Genomic DNA, 11,518 nt, shown 5'->3' with positions numbered 1-11,518 from the left:
TGACTTAGAGCGCGCGCTTGAGCTGCTCGACGAGGTCGGTCTTCTCCCAGGAGAAGCCGCCCTCGTTGTCGGGCGTGCGGCCGAAATGGCCGTAGGCCGAGGTGCGCGCGTAGATCGGGCGGTTGAGATCGAGATGGCTGCGGATGCCCCGGGGCGTCAGATCCATCGCCTCCGCCGCCGCCTTCTCGAGCTGCTCCTCCGGCACCTTACCGGTGCCGTGGGTGTCGATGTAGATCGACAGCGGACGCGCCACGCCGATGGCGTAGGCGAGCTGCAGTGTGCAGCGGTCGGCAAGACCGGCAGCGACGATGTTCTTGGCGACGTAACGCGCGGCATAGGCCGCCGAGCGGTCGACCTTGGTCGGATCCTTGCCGGAGAACGCGCCGCCGCCATGCGGGGCCGCGCCACCATAGGTGTCAACGATGATTTTGCGGCCGGTCAAGCCGGAATCGCCATCGGGACCGCCGATGAAGAACTTGCCGGTGGGGTTGATGTGCCAGATCGTCTTCGGCGTGATCCAGTCCTTCGGCAGCGCCTCGCGCACATAGGGCTCGACGATGTCGCGGATCTGCTTGGACGAGATGTCTTCGACCAGATGCTGGTGCGAGACCACGATCTCGCGCACGCCGACCGGCTTGCCGTTCTCGTACTGCACGGTGACCTGGCTCTTGGAGTCCGGACCGAGCACCTTCTCCTTACCGGAGTGACGGGCTTCGGAAATCAGCCGCAGGATCTTGTGGGCGTAGAAGATCGGCGCCGGCATCAGATCGGGCGTCTCGTTGGTGGCGTAACCGAACATGATGCCCTGGTCGCCCGCGCCTTCTTCCTTGACCTCACCCGGCTGCAGCGCATCGACGCCCTGGGCGATGTCGGCCGACTGCGGATGCAGGAGGATCTCGATGTCGCAGGTCTTCCAGTGGAAGCCTTCCTGCTCGTAGCCGATGTCCTTGATCGCGCCGCGGACGACGCCCTCGATCTGCTCGTTGGTCACCGACTTCGGACCGCGGGTCTCGCCGGCGATCACCACCTTGTTGGTGGTCGCGAGCGTCTCGCAGGCGGCACGGATCTGCCAGGGGTCGATGCCGGCCTTGGGCCCTTCGCGGTAGAACAGATCGACGATCTCGTCGGAAATCCGGTCGCACACCTTGTCCGGATGACCCTCGGACACGGACTCGCTGGTGAAGAGATAGGACGCGCGCATCAGTAACCCCTTGTTCCGCCGCTAAACCGGCGGGCGTTTGCGATGTTTACTTTTGATGATGTCAATCACGCCGACGCGAGATGACGTAGGATTCGTCGAGAAACCAGAGCCCATTGTACTTTCGCAGCACGTCCCTGGCGGCATCCAGAGTGCGGCCGTTTTGAGTCATTTCCGTCAACCGGTCGTCCTCAATCTGAGCGACATACACCGCCGCATTCCACGCTGCAAAGGCCGTCGAGGTTCCGATCGTCCCGGTGACCTCGTTGGGCAGCGCTTCCATATCATACCTGAAGATCGAACGGTTATCCGCGTAAGCATTAAAATTTAAGTCGCGGCCCACCGATCCAAGTTCATACTTAACCGCACGCAGTAGCTCATGACGGCTGACCGAGAAAGGATTTTCTCCCGGCCAGATCGCCTGGATCATTTCCATGCCCGGATCCTGGCCATGGGAGTGGATACCGATCAGCCGCCCGCCCGGCCGAAGCGCCCGCGCCAGCGGTGCGATGATGCGCTTGGCCCGGAAATTGACCGAAGACAGGGCCCGGTAGGGCTGGGAGGCGATGACGAGGTCGAAATTGGCTTCGGTCTGGCCCGGCCGGGGAATGGTCGAATCCAGCAGGAACCTGTGATCCTCGCGGTAGAGCACGAGGACGACGGGCCGCTCATAGAGCGGCATGGCCGTGCGTGGGCTGATCGCGGCGCGCCAGTTCTGCTCCAGGAACGGCCGGAGCTCTGCGATCTGCTGCTCGAACTCGCCCGACGAGGCGCCCCGCAGCGGGACCTCGTGCCAGACGGTCGCGGCCGCCGCCGCGGGCGATGCCGGCGTCAGCCAGGGCGCCTCCGAGTAGAACATGTTGGTGAAGACGAACACCGATGCCGGATGCTCGAAAATGCGGTCCGGCACCTTCTCCAGCGTCAGGCGCAGGTCCTCGAGGCTGAGCTCCTTGCCGGCGACGTAGAACGGCATGTGGGGATAGCGCTGGTGCGTCGCGCGCAGCACCCGGGCCAGCACCGTGCCGTCGCCAACGCCGGCGTCGAAGATGCGCAGGGCCGGCGGGCGCGGATGGATCGAGGCGAGCTCCAGCGCGACCCGGTCGGCGACCACCCGCTTCTCGCTGCAGGTATGGACGAACAGCAGGTATTTCTGGCGATTCTCGAAGAAGCGGAAATTGCCGCGCGGGTCGCGCTTTTCGGGCGGCACCTGAAGCCCCCGCGGCGGCGGCACGCCGCCGGCCATCGAGGCCGCCATATAGGCCTGGATGCGCTCCAGCGTGTCGATGGTGATGCGCTTGCCCTCGCGCAGGCGATGCACCAGCTTCCCATCGTTCACCGCACGCCGGCCGAACGTCGATTCCGCCATGTCCGCCTTGCGGCAGAACTCCGTGATCTGGCTCAGGATTTCGTCATTTTTCATGGGTGGGAATTCGGTGGGCAGACGGAGTGGGACGCGCTTCCGTAGCAAAATCTGCCCACCGAGGGAATAGCGGATCGAGGCTTCTCCCGCCCTGTCGCGCCACCGCGGGCCGATGAACCCCGGCCGCCCGCCGGGCAACAAACAGGCGCTTCTCCTCTGACGGGGCCATCGCCATGCGCCGCCTGCTCGTCGCGCTCACTCTGCTCGCCGCAACCCTATGCTCCGCGCCCGCGCTTCCGCAGGCGCGCAACCAGCTTGGGCCGCTCTGCACCACCGACACGACGCCCGCGGACAAGATGATCGATGCCTGCAACAAGATCATCGCGTTGAAGGTGTTTCGGGGCGAGCAGCTTGCGACGATCCATTTCTGGCGCGCGGTGGGCTGGAACAAGAAGGGCGATTATTCCAGAGTCATCACGGATGCCACCGAAGCGATCCGGCTGCAGCCGAGCCAGGCGGCGTACAATCTCAGGGGATCGGCCTATTACGACAAGGGCGACTACGAGATCGCGATCAGCGATTTCGACGATGCGCTGAAGCTCGGACCGCCCAGCGGCACCATCTTCCACAATCGCGGCAACGCCTGGCGTGGCAAGCACGACTACGCCAAGGCCATCGCCGACTACGACATGGCGATCAAGGCCGATCCGAAATCGGCCTTCTCGTTCCAGAACCGCGGCATCTCGAAACAGGCGCTCGGCGATCTCGACGGTGCGCTCGCCGACATCAACCAGGCGATCCGGCTCGATCCCTCGCTGCCGCAGCCGCTGATCAATCGCACGGCGATCTGGCGCGCCAAGGGCGATCTCGATCGCGCCATCGCCGACGGCAGCGAAGCGATCCGGCTCGCCAAGGACAAGCCGCCGGTCAACATCATGACACCGCCGAACAGCGTGCTCATCTCGGGCTACACCCATCGCGCGCTGGCCTACGAAGCCCAGGGTGACTACGCCCGCGCGCGCGATGACTACAACGCGACGCTCGCGATCGTGGCGTCCGACGCCGGCAGCAAGGCCAATCAGGCCACCGCGAAGGTGCGGCTGTCGCTGGTGACGGACGCGGGCGCGCCGGTGCCACGCGATGCGCCCTCACCCACGGCGCAGCCGGCGACCGCGCCTGCCCCGCAGCAGACCGGCGCGGCACCTGCTCCCGCGCCCGCTTCGGCCGCTCGCGGCGTGCGCATGGCGCTGATCATCGGCAACGGCGCCTATGCGCATGTCAAGGCGCTGCCCAATCCGGCCAACGACGCGCGTGCCGTCGCCAGGAGCCTGCGCGACATCGGCTTCACCGTGTCGGAGGGCATCGATCTGGACCGTGCAGCGATGCAGAAGATGACGCGCGACTTCCTGCGCGAAGCGGCCCGGGCGCAGGTCGCGGTGGTCTATTATGCCGGCCACGGCGTGCAGGTCGACGGCCGCAACTATCTCATTCCCGTCGACGTCGCGCTCAAGCCTGGCGCAAACATGACCGAAGCGATGATCGACATGGACACGATCATGGCCGGTCTCGACGACCAGGTTCGCACCAACATTTTGATCTTCGATGCCTGCCGCAACAATCCGATGGCGCAGCAGGTGGCATCGGCCGGCACCAATCGCGGCATCGAGGGCGCCTCGGGCCTCGCGGCGCCGACGAGCCTCGGTAGCGGCGCAACACTGGGAGCCGGCACGCTGATCGCGTTCGCCACCGCGCCGGGGCAGGTCGCGCTCGACGGCGAAGGCGCCAATTCGCCGTTCTCCGCCGCGCTGTCCCGTCATATCGGCACGCCGGGGCTGGAGGTGCAGCAGATGCTGACGCGTGTGCGGGCGGAAGTGGTGTCGAGCACCAAGAGCAAGCAGGTGCCGTGGTCGAACTCCTCGCTGCTGGGCGAGGTTTAACTGGCGGAGAAGTGAGACAGTCTCGCGCCCCGGACGCAGCGCAGCGCTTCTTTAGCGGTGCGCTGCAGAGCCGGGGCCCAGATCTCCAAAGAACAGAGCTAGCAGCATGGGTCCCGGCTCTGCGCAGCAACGCAAGGGCGTTGCAGCGCGTCCGGGACACCAGCAAGGCTGGTTGCGGGGCTCAGTTGCCCCACACTTCCTTCGCGATCTCGACCGCGAGGCTGAGCTTGGCCCATTGCTCTTCCTCGGAGAGGATGTTGCCCTCTTCCGTCGAGGCAAAGCCGCATTGCGGGGACAGCGCGAGCTGCTCCAGCGGCGCGAACTTCGATGCTTCCTCCAGGCGGCGCTTGATGTCGTCCTTTTTCTCGAGCTCGCCGAACTTGGAGGTGATGACGCCGACCACGACGACCTTGTTGCCCTTGGGCAGGAAGCGCAGCGGCTCGAAGCCGCCGGCACGGTCAGAGTCGTATTCGAGGAAGTAGCCGTCGTAATTGGTGCCGGCGAGCATGGTCTCGGCCACGGGCTCGTAACCGCCTGAGGAGATCCAGGTCGAGCGGAAATTGCCTCGGCAGACGTGGGTCGTCACCACCATGTCGGCCGGCTTCTCCGCCAGCGCGTAGTTGATGATGCGCGCATAGATCTGCTGCAGGCCGTCCGGATTGTCGCCGCGCTCGCGCGCCTTCTGCAATTCCTCCTGCGAGCAGAGATAAGCCCAGACGGTGTCGTCGAACTGGAGGTAACGGCAGCCGGCGTCGTAGAACGCCTTCACCGCCTTGCGATAGGTCTTGCCGAGGTCTTCGTAGAACGCCTCGAGATCGGGATAGACCTCCTTGGAGATCGACTTGCGGCCGCCGCGGAAGTGCAGCACCGCCGGCGACGGTATCGTCATCTTGGCGGTGACGTGGGCTTGGTCGGCGACCTTCTTCAGGAAGCGGAAGTGGTCGAGCATCGGGTGGTCGGCGGGGAAGTCGAGCTTGTCAATCACGCGCACCGCGTCGTGGCGCGTCTGCACGCCCGCGAACTGGATGCCGGCGTCGGGATGAAACAGCTCGCAGCCGGTCAGCTTGGCCAGGAAATCGAAATGCCACCAGGAGCGGCGGAATTCGCCGTCGGTCGCGAGCTTGAGGCCGAGCGAGGCCTGCTTGTGCACGACCTTCTCGATCTCCATGTCCTCGATCTTGCGCAGATCGTCGGCCGAGATCTCGCCCTTCTCGAGCCGGGTGCGGGCTTCCTTGATCTTGGCCGGACGCAAGAGGCTGCCGACCTCGTCGGCGCGGAAGGGGGCTTTGGTTCGCTGCATGTCTTACTCCCTGGACATTTAGTTTAGTGAGCCGCCGCCCCGGCAACACCGAGATGGCGTTCCAGGACTGAAGGGTCGGTTTTCAGCGCGGCGCTCGGAGCGTCGTGGACGATCGTTCCGCGTTCCAATATCACAACGCGATCGGCCAGCCCCAGAATCTTTTGGGCATTCTGCTCGACGATGATGGAGCAGATGCCGCCTGCCCGCGTGATGCTGCCGATCGCTTTCAAGAGCTCTTCGACGATGATCGGGGCAAGGCCCTCGGTCGGCTCGTCCAGCAACAGCACTTTCGGGTTGAGGGTGAGCGCGCGGCCGATGGCCAGCATCTGCTGCTCGCCGCCGGAGAGCTGGTTGCCAAAATTGCTGCGGCGTTCCTTCAGCCGCGGGAACATCTCGTAGACCTTCTCGACCGTCCATGGACCGGGCTGCGCCACCGCGGTCATGTTCTCTTCCACGGTGAGTGAGCGAAAGATATTGCGCTCCTGCGGCACCCAGCCGATGCCGGCGCGCGCCCGCTGGTCGGGCCGGAGCGAAGTGACATCGGTGCCGGCGAGCACCACGCTGCCGGAGAAGCGGCGGGTGACGCCGACGATCGAATTGATCAGCGTGGTCTTGCCGGTGCCGTTGCGGCCGAGCAGCGCCAGCACCTGCCCCTCGGCGAGGCGCAAGCTCATCTTGGGCAGCACTACCGCCTCGCCATAGCCGGCGCGCAGCTGATCGATCGCGAGCAGGTCAGACATTGACCGCCTCCTCGCCGAGATAGACGGCCTTCACTTGCGGATCGCGCGCGACCTGCTCGGGCGGCCCCTCGGTGAGCAGCGCGCCGGAGACCAGCACCGAGATGCGGTCGGCGAAGGAGAACACGAGGTCCATGTCGTGCTCGATCAGGAGCACGGTGACGTCGCGCGGCAGGCTGCCGACGACCGCGAGGATGTCGTGGCGCTCGCTCTCGGGCACGCCGGCAGCGGGCTCGTCGAGCAGCAGCACACGCGGCTTGGCCGCGATCGCGACCGCGATCTCGAGCAGGCGCTGCTTGCCGTAGGGCAGCGTCACGGTCTGTTCGTTCATGACGTCGAGCAGATGGAAGCGCGAAAGCAGATCGGCGATCTCGCCATTGACGTCGCTGCGCGTGCCCATCCGCCGCCACCAGTCGCCGCCATGGCCGAGACGCTCGGAAACGGCGAGGCCGATGGTCTCCAGCGGCGTGAGATCGGGATAGAGCTGGTTGATCTGGAAGGTGCGCGACAGGCCGCGCAGCACCCGCTTGTGCACGGGCAAATCGGTGATGTCCTGGCCTTCGAGCAGGATGCGGCCCGAGTTCGGCTTGAGCACGCCGGTGAGCTGGTTGATCACCGTGGTCTTGCCGGCGCCGTTCGGGCCGATCAGCGCGTGGCGGGCGCCCTGCTCGATCTTCAAGGACAGATCGCGGGTGACGCGCAGGCCGCCGAACTGCTTTTCGAGATTTTGGGTTTCGAGCGCGATGGTCATGCATCGCTCTCCGGCACGGCGACGACGGCCTTGCGGCCAGCAACCTGCTTGATGACGAGGTTGGGCACATACAGCACCCAGCGGTGCAGGCGCTGACGGCCAACCAGCACGATCACGACCAGCACGAGGCCGATCCAGAACTGCCAATATTGCGGGGTGATGGTGGAGAACAGCTCCTGCAGCATACGGAAGATCACCGCGCCGATCAGACCGCCATAGAGATAGCCGGTGCCGCCGATGACGAGAACCAGCATGAGGTCGGCGGAACGTTCGAAGGCGAACACGTCGAGCGAGGCAATCGCGGTGGTCTGGGTGAACAGCGCGCCCGCGATGCCGGCATAGAATGCGGCTAGCGTGTAGATCGCGATCAGGCGGCGGTTGACGGGGATGCCGATCGCCGCTGCCCGCAGCGGATTGTTCTTGATCGCGCGCAGAGACAGGCCGAACGGCGAATGCACGACGCGGCGGGCGAACAGGAACAGCAGGAACAGCACCGTCAGCGAATAGAAGAAGCCGGCCTTGCCGAACATGTCGAACGGGATCTGGCCGAGGATCGGCTGCATCTCGATGCCTTGCAGGCCGTCGGTGCCGCCCGTGATGTTGGAGAAGCGTTCGGCGAGCGCTTCCAGCAGCAGTGCGATGCCAAGCGTCACCATCAGGCGGGTCAGATCAACGCCGCGGATCACCAGGAAGCTGGTGGCAAAGCCTAGCACCATCGCGGCAAGGCCGGCGGCGATCAAAGCGAGCACGGGCTCGTTGACGATGCCATGCAGCGCGAGAAGTCCTGCGGCATAGGCGCCGACGCCGAAGAAGGCGGCGTGACCGAGCGAGACGATGCCGGCATAACCGAGGATGAGATCGAGCGACATCGCGAACAACGCGAGCCGCAGGATGTCGGTCATGATCAGATAACGCGAGGGAAAGACAAAGCCGCAAGCCAGCACGACAAGCCAGAAGGCGACCTCGCCGTAGTGCCAGCGCGCCTGGCGCTGAGCGTGATAACCGACGTCGGAAGCAGCGCTCATCGGCGAACTCAACGTGCGGCCGTGCGGCCGAACAGGCCGTTCGGGCGCCAGATCAGGATCACGATCATCATGGTGTAGATCACGAAGGGTCCCATCTTCGGCACGTAATATTTGCCGGCGACGTCGCCGATGCCGAGCAGGAGGGAGGCCAGGAACGGCCCGGTTATCGAGGAGGAGCCGCCGACGGTGACCACGATCAGGAAGTAGATCATGAACTTCAGGGGGAAATACGGATCGAGGCCGAGAATCTCGGCGCTCAGCGCACCGCCGAGGCCGGCAAGCCCGCAGCCGAATGCGAATGTAAATGCGAACACCTGCGGCACGTTGATACCGAGACCGCTCGCGGCGCGGGGATCATCGACGGCGGCGCGCAATCGGCTGCCGAAACGCGTCTTGGCCAGCACCATCTGCAGGCCGATGGTGAGCAGGCCGCAGATCACGATGATCATCAGCCGGTAACGGCCGATACCGACGCCGAACAGGTCGAACTGCCCCTGAAGCGCGGCAGGCAGATTGATGAAGACCCGCGAGGAGCCCTGGATGTAGTCGACCGCCGCGACCGACATGAAGGTCAGGCCGATCGTGAACAGCACCTGATCGAGATGGCTGCGCGTATAGAGGTGGCGGTAGAGGGTGCGTTCGAGCACGATGCCAATCGCGGCTGACGAGACGAAAGCGAGCGGCAACGCTGCAAAGAACGGCCAGCCCATCCGGTTGACCAGCACCATGCAGACATAGCCGCCGGCCATGGCGAAGGCACCATGGGCGAGATTGACGAAGTTCATCAATCCGAGCGTGACCGCAAGCCCGCAGGCGAGCACGAACAGCAGCATGCCGTAAGCAACGCCATCGAACAGGTTGGTGAGGATTGAAGTCATTGTCTCAGCTTGATTGGGGCGTCATGGCCGGGCTCGTCCCGGCCATCCACGTTCTTGTCCCGGCTCCCGCGTGGATGCCCGGGTCAAGCCCGGGCATGACGGTGAGCGCCGGTGAGAGATTCCGGATGCGCGCTAAGCGCGCTCCGGGATGACGCGCTTTCGCCGCGCGTCACTTCTTGGTCTTGCCGAGATCCTTGACCGCCTCGAAGGTCGCGAACTCGACGTTGTAGAGTTCGCCGTCGACCTTCTCGACCTTGCGGATGTAGATGTTCTGCACGATGTCGCGCGTCTCGGGGTCGATCGAGATCGGGCCGCGCGGGCTTTCCCACTTCTCACCTTTCATCGCCTCGATCAGCTTGTCGCCATTGGTATCGCCATTGGTCTTCTTCAGCGCTTCGTAGATGAGGTGGATGCCGTCATAGCCGCTCACCGCCATGAAGCCCGGACGATTGCCGAACGCCTTCTTGTAGGCTGCGACGAAATCCTTGTTCATCTGCGAGGGGTGCGCCGCGGAGTAGAGATGCGCGGTCACCGTGCCGAGCACGGCGTCGCCCATGTTGTTGAGGAGGTCGTCGTCGGTGACGTCGCCCGGCCCAATCACCTTGATGCCGGCCTTGTCCAGGCCACGCTCGGCATATTGCTTCATGAAGTTGCCGCCCTGGCCGGCCGGCACGAACACGAAGATCGCATCGGGTTTGGCATCCTTCATGCGCTGCAAGAACGGCGCGAAATCGGGATTGGCGAGCGGCGTCTTGACTTCTTCGACCACCTCGCCGCCGCCGGCGGTGAAGTGCTGCTTGAAGAAGTTCAGCGCGTCATTGCCCGGAGCGTAGTCCGAGGTCAGCGTCGCCACCTTCTTGATGCCGTTCTTGACGGCCCAGTCGCCGATGATGGTCGAGGACTGCGCCAGCGTGAAGCTGGTGCGCACGATGTAAGGCGAGCGCTCGGTGATGATCGAGGTGCCGGCCGCCATCACGACTTCGGGGATCTTGGCCTGCGTTGCGAGCGGCGCGGCGGCGAGCGCGGCCGGCGTCACGCCGAAGCCGGCGATGAAGTTGACCTTGTCGTTGACGATCAGCTCCTGCGCCGCCGTCTTGGTCTTGTCCGGCACCGCGCCGTCGTCCTTGAGGATGATCTCGATCTTCTTGCCGGCGACGGTATCGCCCTTCTGCTGCATGTACAGCTTGATTGCGTTTTCGATCTGCTTGCCGGTCGAGGCCTGGCCGCCGGTCATCGGCAGGATCAGGCCGACCTTGACGCTGTCCTCGGCCTTGGCAGGCGCGACGGCCGCGAGGCCCGCGATGGCGGCCGCTGCCGCGGCGCATGAAAGAATTTTGCGTTCGAACATCAGATGTCCCTCCCCTTGATTCCTGACTTCTTGTGAGCCGGACCGAGTGCCCGGTCCTTGCCGCGCTTCACTCTCGGACAAGCCATGCCGTGCGGCCACATGGCGTCCTCTGCAACCCCGTTGTCAATCGGACGTTGGGCGACCATTCGGCGCAAGCCGCGTGATCTGCCGGAGGGAAAGATTTGTACGATTGTACAAATAAACTGGTCCTGTCAACGAAAAAGCCTTTGACCGATGGCGATGGCTCGCGGACACACAATTGTAAGAAGGCCGCACGATGCAGTGGATGGACGATTCCGCCTCTCACTTGCAGAATCTGGACATCGCACTGCTCCGTGGTGAAGCCTCTCCCAGAGTCGTACACGAGCATCGGCAGAAGGACGTAATGTATACCGTATCAGCTCGAAGTGAGCCTTCAAGAGTAAAATATGCCTACTATAATACCTATTATGTATACATTCTGGTCGATCGTTGAATAGGCCAATTTTACTGGTTGAGAGCTATGCTTCGTCCGCCGACGCCTGTCCGGCGCTCCTAACCCAGGCCCGACCGGGCATGACCCAAAAGAAGTCCATGCGCTCCCGTTCGCTTCCGATCGCCGCCCTCGCTCTGCTCGCTTCCAGCCTTGCAGGCTGCGGCACGGTCAATGAAAAACTCTCGGCGGGCATGGGAGATACCATCCCGCAATGGGCCGGCGGCCTGCCGGCCGATGCCCCGCCGCGTCCGGGCACCCCGCAATACGACGCCTACATGAAAGAGCGCGAACGCAAGCGGCTGCTGCCGGCAGCGGACCGCGAGAAGGAAGAGCAGGCCCAGAAGGGCGCGACGGGGACGACGTCGGCTGGCGCGGTGCGCTAAGGGGGCGCGCGCCCCCTCGCCCCGCTTGCGGGGAGAGGGTTGGGGGGAGGGAGATTCTCCACAAGGACGGTCAGAGTTGGACTCGCGGAGAGCCCCCTCACCCGAATTCGAGCTTTGCTCGAATTC

General features: G+C 64.4%; 10 protein-coding genes. 2 read left to right on the top strand and 8 right to left on the bottom strand.

The features are described from left to right. Positions 1-4 precede the first annotated feature (4 nt). Both metK and SE92_RS33935 read right to left on the bottom strand, forming a co-directional pair. The gene (metK, locus tag SE92_RS33940; protein ID WP_063203113.1) at positions 5-1,201 is read right to left on the bottom strand and encodes a methionine adenosyltransferase; all 1,197 of its coding nucleotides are present in this window, start codon (positions 1,199-1,201) and stop codon (positions 5-7) included. Positions 1,202-1,262: 61 nt separating this feature from the next. Continuing rightward, positions 1,263-2,618 (bottom strand): hypothetical protein, encoded by a 1,356-nt coding sequence (locus SE92_RS33935; protein ID WP_063203111.1) that lies wholly within the window; start codon positions 2,616-2,618, stop codon positions 1,263-1,265. 173 nt (positions 2,619-2,791) lie between these two features. Here SE92_RS33935 and SE92_RS33930 point away from each other — a divergent pair, with 173 nt between their 5' ends. Then, positions 2,792-4,495, top strand: a complete 1,704-nt coding sequence (locus SE92_RS33930) for a caspase family protein (RefSeq protein WP_063203110.1) — start codon at positions 2,792-2,794, stop codon at positions 4,493-4,495. Positions 4,496-4,676: 181 nt separating this feature from the next. Here SE92_RS33930 and SE92_RS33925 read toward each other — a convergent pair whose 3' ends face one another. The 6 genes from SE92_RS33925 to SE92_RS33900 form a co-directional block, all read right to left on the bottom strand. Further along, the gene (locus SE92_RS33925) at positions 4,677-5,795 is read right to left on the bottom strand and encodes a cobalamin-independent methionine synthase II family protein (RefSeq protein ID WP_063203108.1); all 1,119 of its coding nucleotides are present in this window, start codon (positions 5,793-5,795) and stop codon (positions 4,677-4,679) included. 23 nt (positions 5,796-5,818) lie between these two features. Further along, complete coding sequence (locus SE92_RS33920) at positions 5,819-6,535, bottom strand: ABC transporter ATP-binding protein (protein ID WP_063203106.1); 717 nt, start codon at positions 6,533-6,535, stop codon at positions 5,819-5,821. Next, entirely contained in the window at positions 6,528-7,283 is a 756-nt protein-coding gene (locus SE92_RS33915) for an ABC transporter ATP-binding protein (RefSeq protein WP_063203104.1), read from the bottom strand. The genes SE92_RS33920 and SE92_RS33915 overlap by 8 nt, the downstream gene beginning before the upstream one ends. After that, a complete protein-coding gene (locus tag SE92_RS33910) occupies positions 7,280-8,308 on the bottom strand; it encodes a branched-chain amino acid ABC transporter permease (protein ID WP_063203103.1) in 1,029 nt (342 codons plus the stop codon). Before SE92_RS33910 ends, SE92_RS33915 begins: the two co-directional genes overlap by 4 nt. Positions 8,309-8,316: 8 nt before the next feature. Next, a complete protein-coding gene (locus tag SE92_RS33905) occupies positions 8,317-9,186 on the bottom strand; it encodes a branched-chain amino acid ABC transporter permease (protein ID WP_063203101.1) in 870 nt (289 codons plus the stop codon). A gap of 169 nt (positions 9,187-9,355) precedes the next feature. Continuing rightward, positions 9,356-10,534: an ABC transporter substrate-binding protein gene (locus SE92_RS33900; protein WP_063203099.1), complete on the bottom strand. Its 1,179-nt coding sequence runs from the start codon at positions 10,532-10,534 to the stop codon at positions 9,356-9,358. 573 nt (positions 10,535-11,107) lie between these two features. Between SE92_RS33900 and SE92_RS33895 the strand changes: the two genes are divergently transcribed. Next, positions 11,108-11,392 (top strand): hypothetical protein, encoded by a 285-nt coding sequence (locus SE92_RS33895; protein ID WP_063203097.1) that lies wholly within the window; start codon positions 11,108-11,110, stop codon positions 11,390-11,392. Positions 11,393-11,518: the final 126 nt, after the last annotated feature.

The sequence above is a fragment of the Bradyrhizobium sp. AT1 genome (assembly GCF_001590795.1).
In the GTDB taxonomy this organism is placed as follows: Bacteria; Pseudomonadota; Alphaproteobacteria; order Rhizobiales; family Xanthobacteraceae; genus Bradyrhizobium.
The sequence above is the reverse complement of the archived record's forward strand: the minus strand, read 5'-3'. Positions and strand labels throughout refer to the sequence as shown.